The organism is Methyloceanibacter sp. (genome assembly GCF_035650995.1).
In the GTDB taxonomy this organism is placed as follows: Bacteria; Pseudomonadota; Alphaproteobacteria; order Rhizobiales; family Methyloligellaceae; genus Methyloceanibacter.
Genome location: NZ_DASRGO010000124.1, coordinates 1 through 20,181 on the forward strand (window position 1 = coordinate 1; position 20,181 = coordinate 20,181).

Below are 20,181 nucleotides of genomic sequence, written 5' to 3' on the forward strand. Positions count from 1 at the left end.
CGATCTCGGACAATTCGGCGACGACGGCACGGCCCAGGCCTATGCCGATGCGATCCTCGCCATGCCGGAGATGGCCGAGTGGACCGCGGGGGCGGTCGCGGAAGTCCGAAGCCAGAAATCAGAAGTCTGAATTCAGATCGAAAATCCGACATTGCCGGCCGGAGGGCCCGCCTATCAGTCTGATTTCTGAATACTGATTTCTGGCTTTTGGCTTCCGGCGACGGCGGCATGGTTAATACTTTTTTGACGCCTGTCCCGGATCATTACAGCAGTCCAACAGGGAACGCGTGAGGCCCGAGCTCGCGCGTGGTAAGGATTGCTCGACTAATGGCTCATTCAGCAACCAGGCCAACACACGGCCGGCGCCATAGATTGGTCCTCGTCCTCCTCGCGACCACGGCAGCAGCCGCCCTGCTCGGGGGCTGCAGCAGCAGCGACAAGCTCTTCGCCAAGTTCGGCGCCCCCTCCGAAGAGGCCCAGCTTACGGCGCCCGAGGCTGCCGGCGCCGTCGCCCAGTGGGCGGCCCTCTATATGAAGAACCCGCAGGACCCGCGCATGGCGATCGGCTATGCGAAGGCGCTCAAGGCCATCGGCTCAAGCGACAAGGCTTTCGAGGTGCTCAAGACCGCCTATCAGAGCAACACCAGCAACGGCGAGATCGCCTCGGAACTCGGCCGCCTCGCGCTCGAGATAGGCCAACTCGACGTCGCCACCCAGGCGCTCAAGACCGCCGAGGCCCAAGGCATCGACGATTGGAAAACGCTCTCGGCGCAAGGGACGCTGCGCGCCAAGCAGGCCCAGTACGCCGAGGCGCAACAGTATTTCCTGGCAGCGCTGCAGAAGGAACCCGACGCGGTCTCGATCACCAACAATCTCGCGCTTGCCTACGCGCTCGACGGCAAGGCCGACAAGGCGGAAGAGCTTTTGCGCAAGGCGGTTGCGAGCGGACATGAGGACAAACGCGTGCGGCAGAATCTCGCGCTCGTGCTCGGGATCGAGGGCAAGTACGACGAGGCGCGCCAACTCGCCTCGGTCGACATGAGCGAGCAAGAGGCGAAGGCGAACGTCACCTATTTGCGCAACATGCTGACGAGCCCGAATGCCTTCGCCTCGGCGAAGCCCGACGGCAACGCCGCCCTTGCCTCGAGCCAAGACGACGACGGCTGGCAACCGTTCGGGGCATCCTCGAACGGAGCTTCGCCCGTCCGCGCCGCGGCGGCCACGCCTCCCGCCCCGCCCAAGGTGCAGGTGGTCAAGCCGGTTGACGAGATCGAGGCCCCGACGGCGGGAAGTGCCGCCGGCGCGCAGCCGGCCGCTCAGCCCGCCAAAGTTGCCTCGGCGGCCCAAGCCGTTCCAACCAAGCCGGCGCCGGCGCCAAAGGCGAGCACGGCCAACACGGGCGCGCAAGGACTGCTCAGGTCAAAGCTCGACTGATCGGGAACGAGAAGTCGGACAGAAGACGTCCGACTCCGATGTCTGACGTCCGGCATCCGATTCGCGATCAGTGCGTGACGTGCATGACCTGGATGAAGGCGGGTCCCAGGATCACCACGAACAGAACCGGCAGGAAGAACAGGATCATCGGCACGGTGAGCTTCGGCGGAAGGGCGGCCGCCTTCTTCTCGGCCTCGGCAATGCGCATGTCGCGACTTTCCCTGGCGAGCACGCGCAAGGCTTGGCTGATCGCCGTGCCGTAGCGCTCGGCCTGGATGAGGCTGGTGCCGACCGCACGAACGGACGGCAGCCCGGTGCGTTTGCCGAGGTTCTCGAACGCCTGGCGCCGCTCCTGAAGATAGGACAGCTCAGCGGTGGTCAGGCCGAACTCCTCGGCAAGCTCGATCGAGCGCGGGCCAATCTCGCTTGCGACCTTGTTCATGGCCGATTCGATCGACATGCCGGCCTGAACGCAGATGAGCAGGAGATCGAGCGCGTCGGGGAACACTCTCTTGATCGACTTCTGGCGCCTCTGAATGAGGTTGGAAACGAAGATGTTGGGCAGATAGAACCCGAAATAGGCGCCGCCGATCGCGATACCAAGCCGCATGATCGTGCCAAGATGGTGATCGTTGACGAAGAACAGGTAGAAGAACACGAGGCCGAACCCCGCCAGCGGCAACGTTGCCCGGAAGAAGAGAAATGCAATCACCGGGGCCTGGCCGCGAAAGCCGGCCATCTTCAGCCGCTCGCGCGTGCCTTCGGTCTCGAGCGCCTGGCGCAGCTTGAGCCACTCGACGACCTGTTTCATGAAGCTCTTGGGTTCCTTGCGCAGCCGGCGTTGCTCCTCGGAGAGCTGTGCCAGGCGCTCCGCGCGCATGCGTTCGCGCTCGCTCGCCACGTATTTCATGCGCGAGCCGAGGCGGTTGCCCGAAAGAAGGGGCATCACGAACGACGTGACCGTGGCGAAGGCGGCAACCGCGGCCAGCACCATGACCACGAATTGCGGATCGAGGATATAACGCATTACCGTTGACATCGAATGACGCCTAATAGTCGAAGTTGATCATCTTGCGCATGACGAAAATGCCGATCAGCATCCACATGCCGCTCGCGATCAGAAAGATCTTGCCGAGTCTTTCGTGGAACAGGACGCCGATGTAATCGGGCGAGGTTAAATAGACGAGCAGCATGACGGTGGGCGGCAAGGCGCCGATGATCATCGCCGACGCCTTCGCTTCGGCGCTGAACGCCTTGACTTTGGCCTGAAGCCGGTAGCGGTCGCGCAGCACCTGGGAGAGGTTGCCAAGCGCCTCGGCGAGGTTGCCGCCGGTCTGCGCCTGAATGGCGACGACGATGGCGAAGAAACTGACCTCTTGCAGGGGCATGCGCTCATACATGCGCTCGAAGGCACGGCCGAGCGGCACGCCGACCTTCTGCTGTTCGACGAGCTCGGCAAACTCGCTCTTCACCGGCTCCGGCGCTTCGCCTGCGATCATGGTGAGGCAATCGCTCAGCGGCAAACCGGATTTGATGCCGCGCACGATGATGTCGATGGCGTTGGCGAGCTCGACAAGAAACTTGTCCTGCCGACGCTTGATCAGACGCCACAGGACGAAGCGCGGCAAACCGAAGGCGCAGGCGAAGGCGACGAGCAAAGCGAGGATGGGGCCCCAGCCGATGAGGAGCATGATCAGTCCGCCAAGAAGGCCCGAGGCGGCGCTGAAGAGATAGTAGCTGCGCGGGGTGATGCTGAGGCCCGCCCTCAACAGCTTGGTGCGCAGGCTGACGCGGCGCTGCGCCTTCTGCTTGGCCTCGAGATCCTTGATGGTCTCCTGCACCTGCTTCCGGCGCGTCTGCAGGGGCTGAACCGCGGTCTTGACGCGCATCTTGGTCTGGCCAAGCATCACGTTGGCGACGCGCCTCTCGGCCTTTCGGGCCCCGCTGAAATAGGGCAGCGCGACCACGTAGACGGCGCCTCCGACGATGAGCGCCGCAAGCACGACGGCCGCGAGTTGTACGAGTTCAGGGCTGGGCAATGCGCTCTCCCAATGGGCGGCCGTGTTCGTCCAATTGCTCGCCTGACGCCAAAGCCTCGGCCAGGCGCTTTTCCTCGCCGAAATAGCGGGCCTTCTCCCAGAAATGCGGCCGGGCGATGCCGGTCGTGCGATGACGCCCGATGACGCGGCCGTTCGCGTCCTCGCCCAGGACCTCGTAGACATAAAGATCCTGAAGCGTGACCACTTCACCCTCCATGCCGATCACCTCGGTGATGTGGGTGACCTTGCGCGAGCCGTCGCGGATGCGCTGGGCCTGGATGATGACGTCGACCGATGAAGCAATCATCTCGCGGATGGTCTTGGCCGGAAGGTTGTAGCCGCCCATCAGGATCATGCTCTCGAGACGGAAGATGCACTCGCGCGGGGAGTTGGAGTGGATGGTGCTCATGGAGCCGTCGTGACCGGTATTCATGGCCTGGAGCAGATCAAAGGCTTCGGGGCCGCGCGCCTCGCCCACGATGATGCGGTCGGGACGCATGCGCAGACAGTTCTTCACGAGGTCGCGCATGGTCACCTCGCCCTCGCCTTCCAGGTTCGGCGGGCGCGTTTCGAGCCGCACCACGTGAGGCTGCTGCAGTTGCAGCTCGGCGGAATCCTCGCAGGTGATGATGCGTTCGTCGTTGTCGATGTAGCCCGTCATGCAGTTGAGCAGGGTCGTCTTGCCAGAACCCGTGCCGCCCGAGATGACGATGTTGCAGCGCACGCGCCCAATGATGGCGAGAAGCGTCTTGCCCTCGGGCGTTATCGAGCCGAGCTTGACGAGCTGGTCGAGCGTGAGACGATCGCGCTTGAACTTGCGGATGGTGAGCGTGGGGCCGTCGATGGCGAGCGGCGGGGCAATGACGTTGACGCGGCTGCCGTCGGGAAGACGCGCATCGCAGATCGGGCTCGAGTCGTCGACGCGGCGGCCGACCTGGCTCACGATGCGCTGGCAGATATTCATGAGCTGAGCGTTGTCGGCAAAGCGAACCTGCGACCGCTCGACCTTGCCGTTCACCTCGATATAGGTCGTGTCGCAACCATTGACCATGATATCGGCGATGTCGTCGCGGGCGAGCAGCGGCTCAAGCGGTCCGTAGCCGAGCACATCGTTGCAGATGTCCTCGAGCAGGTCTTCCTGCTCGGCGATGGACATCACAACGTTCTTGATGGCGACGATTTCGCTGACGATGTCGCGGATCTCTTCGCGTGCCGCGTCGGGGTCGAGCTTGGAGAGCTGCGTCAGATCGATGGTGTCGATGAGCGCGTTGAAGACCGTCGTCTTGACGTCGTAGTACTCCTCCGAACGGCCCCGCTCGACCGGTTTGCGCTCGGGCTTGACGGCCAGAGGCGCATGGGGCGCTTGTGGCGCCTGAGGCGATGGCGCACTCGGTTCGGCGCGCGCCGACGCCGCCGGCGCGGAGACGGCGGGACGCGCCGGGACCGGGGCAGGCGGCGGCGTGGTTTTTACCGCCGTGGGGGTACTACGTTTGCCGAACATTGCCTGTTACGTACTGGCCTTGGTCAATCTCAATCGGGAAAGGATCGGCGCGAGCAGCGAGTTCCGCTCGCTCTTCTGCTCGGAGCGGCCGGTCAGCAGATTGGCGAGCGTGCGGAACGCTTCGGCCGCCTCAGACTTGTCCGACACTTCTTCGATCATCTGCCCGTTGTTGGCGGCGGTGCCGAACAGCTGGGCGTCGAAATCGATGACGACCTTGGGCTCGAGACCGATGGCGGCGCCGAAATCCTTGACGGGGATTTCCGGGCGCTTGGGAACGCCGACCTGATTGAGCACGAGCGTCGGCGGGCGGTCGTTCGGCCGCGCCACCTTGAGCTGATCCACGAGATTCTTGGCGTTGCGCAGACTGGCGAGGTCGGGCGTCGCCGTGATCACCACGTGATCGGCGCCGAGCACGACCTGCTTGGCCCACGCCGTCCACAGATGCGGCACGTCCACCGCGATCCACGGCACATTCTCGCGCACCACGTCGAGCACGGTCTCGCAGGCCTCGGGCTGAAGATCGTACGGCCTATCGAGGGTGCCGGGAGCCGCGAACAGGCTCAGATAGTCGGAGCACCGCGACAGGAGGCGGTCGAGCAGAACCTCGTCGAGGCGCTCGGGTGTGGCCAGGGCATCGCCGATTCCCTGGAGCGGGTCCTGGTTGAAGTCGAGTCCGGCGGTGCCGAACGGCAGGTCGAAATCGGCGATCACCACGTCGCTCTTGAGCGCGGAGGCGATGGCGAACGCCGTGTTGTGACAGACGGTGCTCGAGCCGGCCCCTCCCTTGGCGCCGACAAAGGCGATGACCTGTCCGACCGGGCCGGTCTCCGGATCGGTATAGATCGCCGCGATGCTCTCGATGATCTGACCGACCGTAACCGGCGCCACGACATATTCGCTCACGCCGCGCCGCACGAGCTCGCGATAGAGCATCACGTCGTTGATGTGGCCGATGGTGATGACCTTGGTGCCCGGATCGCACACCTCGGCGAGCCGGTCGAGGTCGGCAAGGAGCGGCACGCGATCGAGCAGCGATTCGATCATGATCAGATTCGGGGTCGCCGCATTCTTGTAGAAAGCGACGGCGGCCTGAACGCCACCCATCTGTACCGTGACGTGGGCCTTGGCGAGGCGCCGGTCCTCAGCCGCCCTCTGGATAACCGAGGCGGTATCTTGGTCCTCGCAGAAGGCCTGGATGTTGACGCGCGGAACGGGGCGGGCACGCGGCGGCTCGCGGCCGAATTCGGCCTCGTGGTCGGGAGCGCTTTCTGCCGGAGCGTTCAGCGAATACGCGGCATCGCTAATCACTGCGACCCTCCGACTTGGGACACTTCGCTGGCATTGGCGTGCTCGGAAGGCGCGCGCTTGGAAATCGTCACTTCGCCCTTCACGTATTTGTCCCACACCACGTCGCGGCGCTCGCCGGGACGCGGCGTCTCGCCGCGCGGGCGGATGAGATCCTCGGGATTGGCGAGCGAGACGGCAAGATTGCGCTGGGTGGCGCAACCCATATTGGGCCACGGCATGTTCTGCGGATCGCGAGCGACATTCTCGGACCAGTCCGGGCAATCGGGCGGCTCGGCGACGTATTGGAGATAGGAGACGCGGAGAGGAGCGTTGGGATCGCCGCTGGAATAATAGGGCTCGATTTTAATCTCGCCCGAGGGAATACCGGCCGTGCGCATCGCCGCGCGGACCTGCTCATAGGCGCGCATAATTGCCGTCTCGTTGGGGCCTCCGGAGGGTGCCCTGATGAGGAGCGTATCGACCGCCTGCTCCTTGTAGTCCCTGAGGAACGCATAGAGCTGGGCCTTCTGCGAGGGATTGAGACCCTGCGAGCCGCGGTAGACGGCGAGGTCGAGGGACACTTCGCCTTCATGCACGGCGATGGGGAAGCGCTCGTTGGGATTGGCGAGGGTGAACGGCGCTTGGAAGCGGGGGCTCCTGATGCACCCGGCAAGGGACGTTCCCACGAGGAGAACCGCGAGCAGGGCGAGGCTTGGCCGCGCAAGCCGCCTCAGGACGGTCGGTGTGGTGAGGCTCGGTGCCATGTGACTTTGTCCCCTCTACTCGACGATGAAGCCGACATCGCCGTCGAACTTGCCAACCGGCGCACGCTCGGGATGGCGGCCATAGACCCTGTTCATCTGCCCGAGCAGGTCGCTGTTCACGTCGGAGGCCCAGCCGAAGCCGTCATCGGGCTGCCCGAGCTTCGATCTGGCGACGGGCTTCACAATGTAAGGCGTGACCAACACGACGAGCTCGGTCTGGTTCTTGAGAAAATCACGGCTGCGGAACAGCGTGCCAAGGACCGGCAAGTTCTTGAGGCCGGGATAGCCGCTCAGCGCTTGCTTGGATTGATCCGAGAGCAACCCCGCCATCACCAGCGAACCTCCGCTCGGAAGCTCGACGACCGTCTCGGCGCGGCGCACCTTCAGCGCGGGGATGGAAATGTTGGACAGAATCACCGCGCCCTGGTTGGAGAGCTCGCTGACCTCGGTCGAGACCTTGAGGCTGATGCGGCCCTCCGACATGACGACCGGCGTAAAGGCCAGACCGATGCCGAATTTCTTGAATTCGACGGATATGGTGCCGAGCTGCTGGGCGACCGGAACGGGGAACTCGCCGCCGGCGAGGAAATTCGCCGTCTCGCCCGAAATGGCGGTCAGGTTCGGCTCAGCCAGGGTATGCAACAGCCCGTCCTCTTCCAGCATGCGAAGCACGCTCTGAACGCGGCTTCCGCTGCTCTGCCATTGCGTGCCGAAGCCCGAGGTGTTGGCCACCGTCGGGTTGGCCGGCAGGGTGGTCGGAAAGGCGGCGTTGTTGCCGCTGATGTTCGGTTCCGTGCTGGTGAGGAACGGGGCGAGGACGCCCTTGCCCGCCACGTTGATGGGGAAGGGAAGATCGCTCAGCGCAGCGAAGGCGAAATTGCCCGAATCGACGAGCGCGTTCAGATCGACGCCGAACTGCTTGACGATGTTGCGCTCCATCTCGACCACCGAGACCTTGAGCAGCACCTGCTCGCGCCCCTCGACAGTCAGCATGTTGATGACGTTGGTCGTCTCGCAGGCGTTCCCGAGAGCGCTGCCGCCGTTTCCGGAACCGCTGTTGCTCCCGCTGTTGCTATTCACGGTAATCGCCGACCCGCCCCCGCTCGCGCTGCTGCCAGTCTGCTGATCGAGAGCGCCCAAGAAGCTGGTGACGACCTCGCAAGCGCGAGTCGCGTCGATGGGAGACGTGACCGTGCCGGTTAGTACGACGCGTTCGCCGATGCCCTGGACCTGGATATGCGAATTCGGAAGGAGGCGATCGAGGAGCTCTTTAAGGCCTGAAAAATCACGCTCGATCGTGATCTCGAGCATGGCGACCTGATTGCCGTCTTTATCGGTGAACATGATGTTCGCTTCGCCGAGCTGCTTGCCGATCACATAGGCTCGCGTCGAGCTCTGCATCACCGCATCGATCTGCCCGGGGTTCGACACCATCACGTTGCGCACGGGGCGCGGCAGCTCGATGATCGTCGCCTTGTTGAGACCAAGCTTGATCTGCTGCGGCGTCCCCGGCGCATTCGCGGGGATACGCAGGAAGGACTGATGCTGGTCGAAGGCAAGCGCGCTACCCGATGCAACAAGGCTCAGCGCAGCGAGGGCCGCCGCCACTGTCAGTGCGACGAGAGAGATGCAGGGAGAGGGACGCATCCTGTTGCCTTTGTCGTTATCGAGCTTGCCGCGCATAAGGTCCTCAGTTCACCCCAAGAGTCCGAGAGGGCACGCCGTATTTGAGGAATTTGACCGCGCCGCCGGCGGTGTCGCCGAGCTTGCCGACCGGTTCGGCGCCTCCCGGCGTGGCGTCGGCGAGACTGCGCAAAGAGAGCGAAATCTCGCCCATCGACTGGGCGAGAGTGAGAATCTCCGCCTGCCGCGGCGTGAGCTCGAGCGTTGCGGTCTTGCCGGTCGCGACCTTGTCGTCGCCCTTGGTTTCGATCTCCTGGCCGATGGCGAGCACGCGCACGTTGCGCAGCACCGCTTCGCTCACGGGCTCTTCCTTGCTCCCCACTTGCATCTTGTGCGACAGGATCACATCGACGCGGTCATTGGGCAGGATGAAGCCGCCGGCCGCGGTTTCCTCGCTGATCGGAGTGGAAACCGCCCGCATGCCGGCGGGCAGGATGGCGGCCATCACGCCGCCCTCGGACGCCTTGATCAGCTTCTGTTCCTTGATCGGCTCGCCGGCGATGAACGGCGCGCGAGCGATCGCGCCTGAGAGCTTGTTCGGCGCATCAGGGTCGGAATCGCGGGTGATAAGCCCAGGCGTCACGCCGGAGACCGGCCACTGCTGCCATTTGAGATCGTCGGCCCTGACGGAATCGCCGAGATTGATATTGTTGGCGGCGACAAGAACGTCGGTCGCGCCAACCGTCTTTTCGACTTGCTGCACTTCACGCGGCCCGGAAACGATCTTCTTTGCGATCCAGGCGGCACCGAGCGCTGCGATCGATGCGATGCAGAGCACGAGGACCCTTGCTCTTTTCATGACGGATTCTTCTCCTCGCGGACGCCCCACACCAGCCGATTGCAATCCACTGTGACGGTGAATTCTCAACGCCGAGTTAATGGCCGTGCCAAATTGGCCGCTTTGCCCACGGCGCGAAAATGCCGCAGCACCCCTGGAGCTCGGGGGCTCGTTCGCGAAATGTTAAGCGAAGATTAACGAGTGGAAGGCTTACGAGCCGACCGCCGCCATGAAGGGGGTGTGCGGATAGACCAGGAGTCCGGCTACGGCGAGCGCGATGCCGTAGGGCACGCCCTCGCGCGGGCTGTGCAGCCTGACGAGCCAGCCTTGCGAGGTGAGCATCATGGGCAACGGAAGCCGCCGCCAGAAGAGGAGACCGAGCGTGAGAACGCCGCCGAGCAAGGCTGCCAGAAGGCCATAGTCCAAAAATGCCTCGGGTCCCAGCCAAAGGCAGGTCGCGGCAAACAGCTTAGCGTCGCCGCCGCCGATCCAGCCGAACGAGAACATCACGAAGCCCGCGGCGAGCGCTGCGGCGCCGAGCGCCACATGCAGGCCGATTTCGCTCCAGCCCATTCCCACCATGGGAGCGAGCACGAAAAAGCCGAGAAGGAGAGCGAGCGCGATCTTGTTCGGTACCGTCATGGTGACGAGGTCGCTCGCGGCCGACAGCGCCATGGCGCCGGGAAAGATGGTGAGAAGAAGGATGTCCTTGAGCATGATCCGTGCGCGTCCCTTGAAGGAAGCGGTGCGAGTGTCACCGCGAAGCCTGAAGGGGTCGTTAACCGGGAGCGTTCCGTCCCGGCTCACTCGTTTGCCATTCTTTCATCTTTCGGATGTGTGATGGGCGAAGCACACGAGACGGGGGACAGCCGGATCATGACACTCGAGCAGAAGCCGAAGCGGGCAATGCCGGCGCTTCTCGTTGCCGCCGCCCTTGCCGCCGGGAGCGCCTCCCCAGGCCGCGCCGCGGACAACGATAACGATATCGACGTTCTCGTCGATCAGGCCTCGCTCGTGAAGCTCGACAGGCCGGCTTCGGAGATCGTGGTCGGCAATCCTTCGATCGCCGACGTCGCCGTGCAGAGCAGCAAGGTGCTCATCATCACCGGCAAATCCTTCGGCGAAACCAACCTCATCGTGCTCGACAGCGACGGGAAGGCCATCGTCAGCAAGCGGCTCACCGTGTCCGAACCCCGCATCGGTCTCGTCACCGTGTATCGCGGCACGGGGCGGCAAACGGTGCACTGCAATCCGAATTGCACGCCGCCGCTCGTCATCGGCGACGCGCCGGATTACTTCGAATCGATCGCCAAACAGATCAAAAGCAAGCAGTCGATCAGCCAATCCTCGGCCGAAGGCACCAAACAGAGCGAATAGCGCCGGGGTCGTCCCGGCGCTGCGTTGCTATTGGGCGATGCGGAGCTCGCTCAAGCCCTGGGCGATATCCTGGAAGATGCTCGCCAATTGATCGGAGGTCGGCGCGTTGTAGTACAACTTGTTTCCCTGATCGTCGGTGCTCGCGCAGTTCGTCAGCAGCGTTTGGCTCGCCGAGCTAACGCCGAGGCCGATGGTGTAGAGCCGGATGCCCAGACCCTTGATCGCGCCGCACACGGTCAATGTCTTGCTGTCGAGCGTGGCTTCGGCATTGCTGCCGCTGGTCGAGCCGAGATGTCCGTTCTTGGCGAAGCCGAAGGCGTTGTAATAGGACTTGTCAAAGCCGTTGCTGCCGCCACCGACATCGTTCTCGCCATCGGTCATGAGCACGATCGCCTTGGTATACTTGTCGTTCGAATAGTCCACGCCCTCGGTGAACGGCGCTCCGGGCGAAATCACCCGCCATCCCCACAAGAGGCCTGCGGGGATCACGGTGCTGCCCTTCGCCTGCAACGAATCGATCTCGGTATTGATCGAGGCCGCGACATTGGTCATCGCCAAGATCGAGGCCGGCGGACAGCCGTAGTCGGGCCCGGTCGAGCTGCTCGATACGCTTTTGCCCTTATACTTGGTCGTGTAGCACTGGCGTTGGTCATTCGTGCTCGTCCCGGTGACGCAGGTGGCGTTCGGGGCCGTCGTGCTATTGCCGTTTGAGCACTTGCTGGGGTTGTCGCACAAATAATTGTTGCCGTAGGTCGTGCCCGAGGCCGAGTCGGGCTCGTCCGGCGCAAAATAGGGGACCCAGCGCGAGGCCGGGGCGGAGCTCGGCGCCGCGTCGGTCAGTTCGTAGGTGCTATTGGTGCTCCTCTCGCGCACGCAGCCCGCCCAGCTCCGGTTCGACAGCCCGGTTGTATAGCCGCTGTAGAGCTTCTGCGTACTGATGCCTGACGTCTTGTCCAGATCCTCGAAGGCGATCGGGTCGGCCGTCGCATTGGCGGCCGTGTAGGTGTTGAGGTCGAACCACTCGGGATTGGACGCGAGCTTGCCGGTTCCGACGTTCACCGCGGCAGCGAAGGGCACAATCCCGATCTTGACGGTGTCCGAGGTTGCTTTGCCGTTGAACAGCGTCGAGACCATCTGCTTGGCGGCGGATTTCAACGCGCTGATCTTGGTCGATGTACCAAGCGTCTGGGACATCGATCCCGTGGTATCGAGCACGAGGACGACCTCAAGGTTGCGCTCCCTCTTGTGAATCGTGGACGTTGCGCCAACATCGAGGCTGTCGATGTTGGCAAGCCTCATGAAAGTGGTCTGCATCGTGCCCTTGACGGTGACGATTATGTCGTCGCCGGGGAATTGAACGTCGATCGCGCCGACGGTCCCGAGCGTCGAAGGCGGGTAGTTGGCGTTGAAGAACTGCTGAGCCTTCGTCTTCTGCTCGGCTTGGCTAAGGCCGGCCCACGATCCGATGGCAAGACCCGCAGCGTCCGCGGCATTGGCCATGCGGTCACGAATGACAAGGGCGCGCCCGTAGTCGACGGCGACGCCGACGCCGATGAGAATGGGAATGAGCGCGACGCCAAACAGAATCGCGACGTTGCCCCTCCTGTCGCGCAGGAAGCTGCCAAGACGTGGCCTCAAGGCTTGAAGCATCAACACCTCCAGCTCGTTCTATTCACCCCTTCGGGGGGCTGGCATCCGTTTCTGGATTATGACCAGCGTATGCGTAAAGATTCTTATTTTTCGTATTCGGATTTACTCAAGTCTTAATCTGATTTATTTAAAATATTCCTACCTAAACGTTTACCTTATTTCGCCTTTAGATCAAATATTTATGGCCTATTAAGCATGCCCCCCTAAGTTCTGCCCCATGCGTATCGTATCCAGCGCCCCAGTGGACGGCGAGAAACCATCGCGCCAGTCGCAGCGGCAAGGCTTCAGACAGTTCTTAGGCGATCGATCGGGTGCTTCGGCGATCGAATTCGCCCTGCTCGCGATCCCGACCATTCTCACTCTGCTCGCAATCCTCGAAGTGGGACTGGTCTACTTCGCGACCTTCAATCTCGAGAACGCCACGGCGCAGGGCGCCCGCCTGGTCCGGACCGGGCAAGCACAAAACCAGAGTTTCGACGCCGGCAAATTCAAGACGGAAGTCTGCAAACACATCGTGCCGCCGCTCAAATGCGCCGAACTGAGATTGGACGTTCGTCACTACACGAGCTTCGGCGGCGCAGGCTCCAACCTCACCAATCCGCTCGACGGCAACGGCAATCTCAAGTCGAATTTCAGCTATGACCCCGGCGCCGGCGGGGATGTGGTGGTGGTCAGGGCCTTCTATGAGTGGCCGCTGATAGCGAAGCTGCCCAAAGAGATCAGTCTCGGAAACATGCAGAACGGGGACAGGCTGCTGGTGGCGACGTCGGCATTCCGCAACGAACCGTTCCAGCAACAGCAAAAGCCGTAAGCGGGATGAGGCGACTTTCTACGATCGTCGGGATGAGACCTTGCGGGGGCAGGCTCGTTCGCTTGGCACGCGATTCCCGAGCGAGCGCGGCCATCGAGTTCGCTTTGCTGTTCCCGGTGATGGTGCTGCTCTATATCGGTTCGGTCGAGACCGGCAACCTGCTCACCATCGACCGGCGGGTAGCGCAGGTGGCATCGACTGCCGCCGATCTTACCGCCCAAGTGAAGACCGTCTCGACGAGCGACCTCGGCGACGTGACTTCCGCCGCGAGCAGCATCATGACCCCCTATTCCACAACGCCGCTCAAAATTGTGATTTCGAGCATCGTCGCCGATCAGAACAATATCGGCAAGGTCGCGTGGAGCTATGCCAATAAAGGGGCGCCGCGGGCGGTGGGCAGCGTCTATTCCGTTCCGGCCGGCCTTACCCAGGCCGGCAGCAGCGTGATCCTGGCAGAGGTCACCTACGCGTTCACGCCCCTCGTCAATATGCCCAAGTTCTTCAGCCCCGGCGCCTTCAACATCACGCGTACTTTTTATGAAAGGCCGCGCAAGAGCCTTACCGTCGCCAAGACCAATTGAACAGGCTTAGCGCGCGAGCCGCGGTACGGATTTCGGCCGCCTCGAGCGCAATGCAGACGATGGCGCCAGCGGCCGCGCCCAGAGATCGTATGCGTCGGCCTCCGTGACGGTGACCTCGAGCAGGTCGCCCGGCTTCAACTGCGTCGCGCCGTCGAGATAGACAACCCCGTCGATCTCCGGCGCGTCCCAATGCGAGCGGGCCACGGCGCATTCCTCATCGATGTCGTCGACCATCACCTCGATGGTCTTGCCGACGCGGGCGGCGAGAAGTTCCGCGCTGACCGCCTGCTGAAGCTGCATCAACCGGTCGTAGCGCTCCTGCTTGATCTCCTCCGGCACGTGACCGTCGAGACCGTTCGCGGCGGCGCCCTCGACATTTTCGTATTTGAAGCAACCGACGCGATTCAGCTTCGCCTCGCCGAGCCAGTCGAGGAGGCGCTCGAAGTCCTGCTCCGTCTCGCCGGGGAAGCCGACGATGAAAGTCGAGCGAATGGCGAGATCGGGGCAGACCTCGCGCCATTCCGCGATGCGTTCCAAGGTCCGCTCCTGGTTGCCGGGACGCCGCATGGCCTTGAGGACGCGGGGCGAGGCGTGCTGGAAGGGGATGTCGAGATAAGGAAGCACGCGGCCCTCGGACATCAGGGGGATCACCTGATCGACATGCGGATAGGGATAGACGTAATGGAGGCGCACCCAAACGCCGAGCGAGCCGAGGGCTTCGGCAAGTGCCACGAATCTCGTGTCGCGCGCGTCTCCGCGCCATTCGCTTTTCGCGTAGCGCAGGTCCAGTCCGTAGGCGCTCGTGTCCTGCGAGATGACGAGGAGCTCCTTGACGCCGGCCGCGACCAGCCTCTCCGCCTCGCGCATCACCTCGCCGAGAGGCCGGCTTGTGAGCCTTCCGCGCAAGGACGGGATGATGCAGAAACTGCAGGCGTTGTTGCAGCCCTCCGAGATCTTCAAATAGGCATAGTGGCGCGGCGTGAGCCGCAAACCTTGCGGCGGCACGAGATCGAGGAAGGGATCGTGCGGGCGAGGCACCGCCTTGTGCACCTCGGCGACGACGGCTTCATATTGGTGCGGCCCGGTGATCGCGAGCACACCGGGGTGGCGGGCGCGAATGCGCTCGGCCTCGACGCCGAGGCAGCCGGTGACGATGACACGGCCGTTGGCGGCGAGGGCCTCGCCGATCGCTTGAAGCGACTCCTCCTTGGCGCTGTTGAGAAATCCGCAAGTGTTGACCACGACGGCGTCGGCGCCCTCGTAGCTCGCGGAGAGTTCGTAGCCCTCGGCTCTGAGCTTGGTGATGATGCGCTCGGAATCGACGAGCGCCTTTGGGCAGCCCAAGCTGACGAAGCCGATCTTCGGAGGGGCGGGAGGCATGGGCGCGTATATAGGGGAGCCAAGGCGCGCCGTCGACGGGGCATGATGGGCAAGCGCCTTTTCCTGCAATCGCCACGGCTTGGCGTTTGCCGAGGTTTGGCCTTTAACTCGCGACAATTCTCAAGCGACGGGGGGCGTGCCGAGCTGCGGCCAAAGAGACGACGCATAGCGGCCGGCGCGGCGGCGCTCGGTGCAATGCTTTTGCTCGGCTCGCCCTTGGACGGCGAAACGTCCGGCGCGACGGCAGAGGCCGTCGCCTAGCGCAGGATGCGCTCGATGTCGGGATCCTCGGGCTCGGCCGGCACATTGTCGCCGCCGTTGTCAGACTGAGCCGGAGTCTCGTCCTGCTGGCGCGGCTTGGCCGACTGTTTCTGCTTGGCGGGCGGCGGCGCCTCGGCTTCTCCCGCCTCGGCATTGTCGTCGCCGCCATGCGTTCCGATCTGGACGTTGCCGAGGAAACGGCCGATCGCCTCGCCGACCGGCTTGCCCTTGAACTTCTTCCTGATCACCTCGCCGAGCTGCTTCACGGTCTTGTTCGCCTGCTCAGGGCTAGCGAACATGCCCTTGAGCTCGGGCTTGATGGTGGGAGAATCGAGCGGGCCCTCGACCCTGACCGGCACGGTCAGCCCCGCGAGATCGTTGGCTCCGCTTTTGCCTTGCTCGCCGGCGACGATCTGCGGGTTGGCGAGCATATCGATGGTCGACTGAACCATGTCCACTTTGCCGGCGGCGGTCACCTTCAACAACGGACTGGCCATCTGGAGATTGCTCGTCTCAGCGATACCGTTAGCGATGGTGAAGCTCCCGCCGAGATCGCTGAAGGCGGTCTTGGCGCCGGGTCCTTGGCGCATATCGGGGATCTGGCCCTCGCCGATCGAGCTGATCATCTCGGTCAGGTCGATGCCTTCGATGGCCCCGTCGCTCACCGCAATGCTGCCTTGCCCCTGGAGCTTGGACTTGATCTCCTCGGCCGAGGAGCCGGTGCCGCTGAGCTGAAGCGTGAGCTTGGTTCTTCCCGAGATCATGCTGAATTGTGCGGCGTCGCTCAGGAGCGGTTTCGCCTGCACGCCGTCGAGGCGGAAATCGCCGGTGAAGGCGGGCACCGGCTTCGTCGCGTCGATCACGACCTTGCCGGTGGCGTGCCCGTCATAGAGGTCCATGCCGCCGAGAATCGCCGTCAGCACTCCATCGCGAAAGCCGATGCCGAGCGAGCTCGGGCCAAGCTCGAGATGAGCAACGCGCGTCTGGCGGATATTGAGATTGACGTCGGCGTCGAAGGCGGCGGGGGCTGCAACGGGCGCAGCTTCGGGAGCGACGGGAGGGGCGGCCTGAGGGGCGCCCGGCTCGCCTGCTTGTGGCGCGGGCTGAGCGGCCTCGGGAGCGGCTCCCGGCACGGCTTGATCGGCGCTTTCGTTCTCGGCCGTCGCAGGCTCGGGGGCTTCGTCAGGCTTGGACTTGGCGCCCTTGTCAGCCGATGCCGCCAGAAACGGATTGAGATCGAGATGATCGAACGCGAGCGCCGCTCTTACATGCGGACGCGGGTTCTGCAACGTCACGACCGCCTGGCCCTGGCCGCTCGCATGTTCGAGCGCGAAGCGCGCCTTGGTAAAGGTCACCTCTTGCTCGGTCCAGGCAAGATCGCTTGCAAGCTCGCCGTCGCCGATGGCGGTCGCGGCCGCAGGCCGTTCGCGCATCCAGGCAAGCAGAGACGGAACGGAATGGACCTTGGCCGACAGCTGGCCGTGCCCCGAGAAGTCTGGCCTCGTCATGACGTCGCCCTCGAAACGGGCGGCGATCGCCGGATTGTCGAGCGAGACGACGACGCGGGCCGGGCGCTTGGCGCGCAGGTCGGCAAGCGTTGTGATTTCGATGCCGAAATCGACCGGCTGATCCTTCCACACGAACTTGCCGGTGCCGGTGAGCGGATCGGTCAGAGTGGGCAGACTCACGGTGGCGTCGATGTGCTCGATCCGTCGCTCGGTGCCCTTCTCGTCGTAGACGATGTCCACCGTGCCGTCTTCGATGCGCACGTCCTTGAGCCGAATATCGCGGTCGGACTCGCCGCCGCCGGCCGCTGCCTTGATGGCGTGCGGCCGGTTCGGTGCGACCTCGCTTCGCTGTTGCACCTGCTCCTTGCCGAGACGCAGCGTGACGACCGGACGCACCAGGACGACCTGTTCGGCATCGACGTCGCGGCTCAGAAGCTGGCTGAAGGCAAGGTCGAGCTCGAGCCGGCCGATGGCGATATCGGTGGTGCCGGCGTGCGCCTCGGGATCGGCAATGGACGCCTCGGTGATGACGACATGCGGGCGCGGGGTGAAGAGGAGAGTGGTCGTGCCGTTGACCTTGAGCTCGCGCCCGGTCTGTTCCTTGATGCGGGCCGCCACGCGCTCGCGCACCCAGTCCGCCGAGATAAGGAGATTGACGGCGACGAGCGCGGCGACAAGGACCCCGACGATGCCGCCGGCGACCGCGAGAATGCGCTTCGCGCGCGGGGTTAGCGGCGGCAGTTGCGGAAGCCGCGCCCAAATCGGCGCGTTATCGTTCTGTTCTCTCTGCATCGGTCCCGGACCCGCGCGAGATTAGCCCGACAAATACGGTGAGAATAGGAATTGCGGCCCAGGTGCGGCCGGGAAAATGCCGTCGCGGCGGCCGATTTGCGCGGAAGACAGGCGGCCTCAGCGCACCAGGATCGCGTGGTTGTCCCAACTGTAGTTCGAGGACTGCCGCCCCGATTCGCCGCCGGCGTCGGCCGTCACCAGCCAGCCTTCACCGCTGGTCAGAAGAAAGGTCGCACTTCGGTGCGTCGGGGCAAGCCCGCAGCCGTCGTCGAGGTCCGATACCCCGAGATAGCGGCGGCTCGCCACATCCCAATAGGTGATGAGGCCTCCCTTCGGCGCCGACGCCGCGACGATCGTGCCGCTCGCATCGCCGGCGACGGAGCCGATGTAATTTTTCAGGCCGATCTGCGTCTCGTCGGGGGCCGGCACGACGACGAGCGGCTCGCCGCGGCGATGGAAACCGATGAGCGGCGGCGCATCCTCCTCCGGCCCGCGATACTGGCAGCCGAACACAACCGTGTCGCCTGAAGCGATGGCGAGATGGCGGATCGAGAGCTGATGCAGCTCGTGCGGAAGACGCTGCTCCTCGAGGAGGTCTCCCGTCTCGACATCGACATAGACGAGCGACGGCTGCATATCGGGAATGTTGAGCTCGCCCTCGCTGTCGGGACTGGTGCGGATGCCGCCATTGGCGATCACCAGCGTGCGGCCGTCGGAGAGGAGCTGAATATCGTGCGGCTCCATGCCGTGCGCGGGGAACTCGCCGATCTGCCGGTAGCCGTCGGTCGCATCGCGCACACCGATGACGCCGCGCCCGCCAGCGTAGTCGTTCTCGGTCGCGTAAAGCAGCCTGCCGTCAGCGGAGAAGGCGCCGTGGCCGAAGAAATGGCGGTCTGGCTTCGAGGCGAACCAGACGGGCGGACGGGAGTCGAGCGGGATCGCCACGCCGAAGCGTCCTGGCCTTCTTGCGAAGGTCACCCATTCGCTGCCGTCAGGCTTGAGCGCGATATCGTGGCCGCGGCCGGGAAGCTCGATCGCGCGGACATCGCCGCGCTCCAGATTGAACAGAGCCGCGGAATAGGTGCCGCGATCGTCCCTGCGTGCGGCAGCGAAGCACTCCGCCTCGAAGGCGGCGGCGGCCTTTCCCGGCAGCGCCAGCGTGGCGGCGCCCCCGGCGAGGGCGATCAGAAGCGCGCGGCGGTCGATCTCCATCGCCTAATCTCCATCCATGGCGTTGAAGCCGAAGCTAAGGCCAGCGCCCCGCGCGATGATGTCGCCGGCGGTCTGGCCTGCGCTCTTCAACCCGACGCGCACCGCTTCGAGCTTGGTGCGGAGCGCCTCGTCGCCCGCCGCCTCGGCGATCGGTTTGCCGATGCCGCCGAGCACCTCGATGGCGTGGTCGAGGTCGAACAGGATCGAGTCCTCCACGCCCGGCGAGTCGGCGGCGACGACCTGAGCGAAGCCGCCCTTCTCGAACAGGAGCCTGACACCTTCGAGATTGCCCACGGCGTTGGCGAAGGTGAGGTCGCTGCGCCAGAACGCGGCGAGCTTCGGCTTTGCCTCGTCAGCGCTCTGGCCGAGAGGCTTGCCGAGCTTCTGGTCGCGCACGAGCTCGATGCCCGAGGCGAAGGCCTTGAACAATTCGAGCGTCACCTCTTTCGGCGAATGATAGATCGCGCCGTCCGCAGCGGGCCCGAGAAACGCCTTCTCGTAGGCCGAGCCCTCGCGCCAGCCCTCGACCACGTTCTTGGCGATGCGGTCGACGTTGACGGCGACGGCTGAGGCGAATTGACAGCGGAAGGCGCCAGCTCCGCCGACCTCGGGCAGTGGCGCGGTCCCGTCCACGACCTTGGCGCCTTGTGCGAGCGCGTCCGCGCCGTCGCCGTAGAGCAGATATTCGAGCGCGGGCAGCCCCTGAAGCGCCACGCTTTTCGCGGCCAGCTCATCGGGAAGCGTCACCGAATTTTCCTGCTTGTTGAGAGCGTCCTGCACCTGACGCAAGCCGATGCTCTTGGGATCGGGCCAATAGAACAAGCGCTCGTAGCGATGATCCTGCACAATAGGACCGAAGCGGAAGATCTCGACCTTGCTCCAAGCATCGGCCGTGCCGGCGAAGGCATCCCTGGCGGCTTGAAGTGCGTCAGGCGAGGGCTGCTTGCACAGCGCCCCGATGTTGTCGTTGAGCGCGCCCGTGGCCTTGGCAAGTGTCGAATAGCCGGGGCGGATCACCTCGGTGAGTGAGGCCTGCGCGATCGCCGCATGATCCGCCTCAGCGCGGGCGGGTGACGTTGGGACAAGCAGTGCTATGGCCGCTGCGCAAACAAAGCCGAGCCGG

Annotated in this window: 17 protein-coding genes; 4 read left to right on the forward strand and 13 right to left on the reverse strand. The window is 64.2% G+C overall.

All coding sequences use genetic code 11. From position 1 onward, the window contains the following. Window positions 1-372: 372 nt before the first annotated feature. Window positions 373-1,434, forward strand: a complete 1,062-nt coding sequence (locus VFB18_RS09215; protein WP_324973949.1) for a tetratricopeptide repeat protein — start codon at window positions 373-375, stop codon at window positions 1,432-1,434. 67 nt (window positions 1,435-1,501) lie between these two features. Here the strand turns inward: VFB18_RS09215 and VFB18_RS09220 are convergent, their stop codons facing one another. From VFB18_RS09220 to VFB18_RS09255, 8 genes are all read right to left on the reverse strand, one after another. Next, the gene (locus tag VFB18_RS09220; protein ID WP_324973951.1) at window positions 1,502-2,473 is read right to left on the reverse strand and encodes a type II secretion system F family protein; all 972 of its coding nucleotides are present in this window, start codon (window positions 2,471-2,473) and stop codon (window positions 1,502-1,504) included. A 10-nt stretch (window positions 2,474-2,483) separates the two neighbouring features. After that, window positions 2,484-3,473, reverse strand: coding sequence for a type II secretion system F family protein (locus VFB18_RS09225; protein ID WP_324973953.1), 990 nt, complete (start codon window positions 3,471-3,473; stop codon window positions 2,484-2,486). Continuing rightward, on the reverse strand, window positions 3,460-4,974 hold the full coding sequence (locus tag VFB18_RS09230) for a CpaF family protein (protein WP_324973954.1): 1,515 nt from the start codon (window positions 4,972-4,974) through the stop codon (window positions 3,460-3,462). The genes VFB18_RS09225 and VFB18_RS09230 overlap by 14 nt, the downstream gene beginning before the upstream one ends. Before the next feature lie 6 nt (window positions 4,975-4,980). After that, window positions 4,981-6,282, reverse strand: a complete 1,302-nt coding sequence (locus VFB18_RS09235) for a CtpF protein (RefSeq protein WP_324973957.1) — start codon at window positions 6,280-6,282, stop codon at window positions 4,981-4,983. Beyond that, window positions 6,279-7,025, reverse strand: coding sequence for a CpaD family pilus assembly protein (locus VFB18_RS09240; protein ID WP_324973960.1), 747 nt, complete (start codon window positions 7,023-7,025; stop codon window positions 6,279-6,281). The genes VFB18_RS09235 and VFB18_RS09240 overlap by 4 nt, the downstream gene beginning before the upstream one ends. Before the next feature lie 15 nt (window positions 7,026-7,040). Next, window positions 7,041-8,708, reverse strand: coding sequence for a type II and III secretion system protein family protein (locus VFB18_RS09245; RefSeq protein ID WP_324973962.1), 1,668 nt, complete (start codon window positions 8,706-8,708; stop codon window positions 7,041-7,043). A 7-nt stretch (window positions 8,709-8,715) separates the two neighbouring features. Continuing rightward, on the reverse strand, window positions 8,716-9,507 hold the full coding sequence (gene cpaB / locus VFB18_RS09250) for a Flp pilus assembly protein CpaB (protein WP_324973965.1): 792 nt from the start codon (window positions 9,505-9,507) through the stop codon (window positions 8,716-8,718). A 189-nt stretch (window positions 9,508-9,696) separates the two neighbouring features. Further along, window positions 9,697-10,203: an A24 family peptidase gene (locus tag VFB18_RS09255; RefSeq protein ID WP_324973967.1), complete on the reverse strand. Its 507-nt coding sequence runs from the start codon at window positions 10,201-10,203 to the stop codon at window positions 9,697-9,699. A 123-nt stretch (window positions 10,204-10,326) separates the two neighbouring features. Here VFB18_RS09255 and VFB18_RS09260 point away from each other — a divergent pair, with 123 nt between their 5' ends. Continuing rightward, entirely contained in the window at window positions 10,327-10,863 is a 537-nt protein-coding gene (locus tag VFB18_RS09260) for a pilus assembly protein N-terminal domain-containing protein (protein WP_324973970.1), read from the forward strand. 27 nt (window positions 10,864-10,890) lie between these two features. Here the strand turns inward: VFB18_RS09260 and VFB18_RS09265 are convergent, their stop codons facing one another. Further along, the gene (locus VFB18_RS09265; RefSeq protein ID WP_324973975.1) at window positions 10,891-12,513 is read right to left on the reverse strand and encodes a pilus assembly protein; all 1,623 of its coding nucleotides are present in this window, start codon (window positions 12,511-12,513) and stop codon (window positions 10,891-10,893) included. 241 nt (window positions 12,514-12,754) lie between these two features. Here VFB18_RS09265 and VFB18_RS09270 point away from each other — a divergent pair, with 241 nt between their 5' ends. Both VFB18_RS09270 and VFB18_RS09275 read left to right on the forward strand, forming a co-directional pair. Beyond that, window positions 12,755-13,324, forward strand: coding sequence for a TadE/TadG family type IV pilus assembly protein (locus tag VFB18_RS09270; RefSeq protein ID WP_324973978.1), 570 nt, complete (start codon window positions 12,755-12,757; stop codon window positions 13,322-13,324). A gap of 62 nt (window positions 13,325-13,386) precedes the next feature. Then, a complete protein-coding gene (locus VFB18_RS09275) occupies window positions 13,387-13,905 on the forward strand; it encodes a TadE/TadG family type IV pilus assembly protein (protein WP_324973981.1) in 519 nt (172 codons plus the stop codon). 6 nt (window positions 13,906-13,911) lie between these two features. Here the strand turns inward: VFB18_RS09275 and rimO are convergent, their stop codons facing one another. From rimO to VFB18_RS09295, 4 genes are all read right to left on the reverse strand, one after another. Further along, window positions 13,912-15,285 (reverse strand): 30S ribosomal protein S12 methylthiotransferase RimO, encoded by a 1,374-nt coding sequence (rimO, locus tag VFB18_RS09280; RefSeq protein WP_324973983.1) that lies wholly within the window; start codon window positions 15,283-15,285, stop codon window positions 13,912-13,914. 257 nt (window positions 15,286-15,542) lie between these two features. Then, the gene (locus VFB18_RS09285; protein WP_324973985.1) at window positions 15,543-17,846 is read right to left on the reverse strand and encodes an AsmA family protein; all 2,304 of its coding nucleotides are present in this window, start codon (window positions 17,844-17,846) and stop codon (window positions 15,543-15,545) included. Between the two features lie 117 nt (window positions 17,847-17,963). Then, window positions 17,964-19,058: a DUF1513 domain-containing protein gene (locus VFB18_RS09290; protein ID WP_324973988.1), complete on the reverse strand. Its 1,095-nt coding sequence runs from the start codon at window positions 19,056-19,058 to the stop codon at window positions 17,964-17,966. Window positions 19,059-19,061: 3 nt separating this feature from the next. Continuing rightward, window positions 19,062-20,075 carry an imelysin family protein gene (locus VFB18_RS09295; RefSeq protein ID WP_324973991.1) on the reverse strand — a complete coding sequence of 338 codons (1,014 nt, stop codon included), beginning with the start codon at window positions 20,073-20,075 and terminating at the stop codon, window positions 19,062-19,064. Window positions 20,076-20,181 lie beyond the last annotated feature (106 nt).

Excerpts from the sequence above, each read along its gene's own strand:
- VFB18_RS09285 (WP_324973985.1), bottom strand. The coding sequence starts at position 17,846 with ATGCAGAGAGAACAGAACGATAACGCGCCGATTTGGGCGCGGCTTCCG.
- VFB18_RS09245 (WP_324973962.1), bottom strand. The coding sequence starts at position 8,708 with ATGCGCGGCAAGCTCGATAACGACAAAGGCAACAGGATGCGTCCCTCT.
- VFB18_RS09260 (WP_324973970.1), top strand. The coding sequence starts at position 10,327 with ATGGGCGAAGCACACGAGACGGGGGACAGCCGGATCATGACACTCGAG.
- VFB18_RS09240 (WP_324973960.1), bottom strand. The coding sequence starts at position 7,025 with ATGGCACCGAGCCTCACCACACCGACCGTCCTGAGGCGGCTTGCGCGG.
- VFB18_RS09265 (WP_324973975.1), bottom strand. The coding sequence starts at position 12,513 with ATGCTTCAAGCCTTGAGGCCACGTCTTGGCAGCTTCCTGCGCGACAGG.
- cpaB (WP_324973965.1), bottom strand. The coding sequence starts at position 9,507 with ATGAAAAGAGCAAGGGTCCTCGTGCTCTGCATCGCATCGATCGCAGCG.
- VFB18_RS09290 (WP_324973988.1), bottom strand. The coding sequence starts at position 19,058 with ATGGAGATCGACCGCCGCGCGCTTCTGATCGCCCTCGCCGGGGGCGCC.
- VFB18_RS09230 (WP_324973954.1), bottom strand. The coding sequence starts at position 4,974 with ATGTTCGGCAAACGTAGTACCCCCACGGCGGTAAAAACCACGCCGCCG.
- VFB18_RS09220 (WP_324973951.1), bottom strand. The coding sequence starts at position 2,473 with ATGTCAACGGTAATGCGTTATATCCTCGATCCGCAATTCGTGGTCATG.
- rimO (WP_324973983.1), bottom strand. The coding sequence starts at position 15,285 with ATGCCTCCCGCCCCTCCGAAGATCGGCTTCGTCAGCTTGGGCTGCCCA.
- VFB18_RS09255 (WP_324973967.1), bottom strand. The coding sequence starts at position 10,203 with ATGCTCAAGGACATCCTTCTTCTCACCATCTTTCCCGGCGCCATGGCG.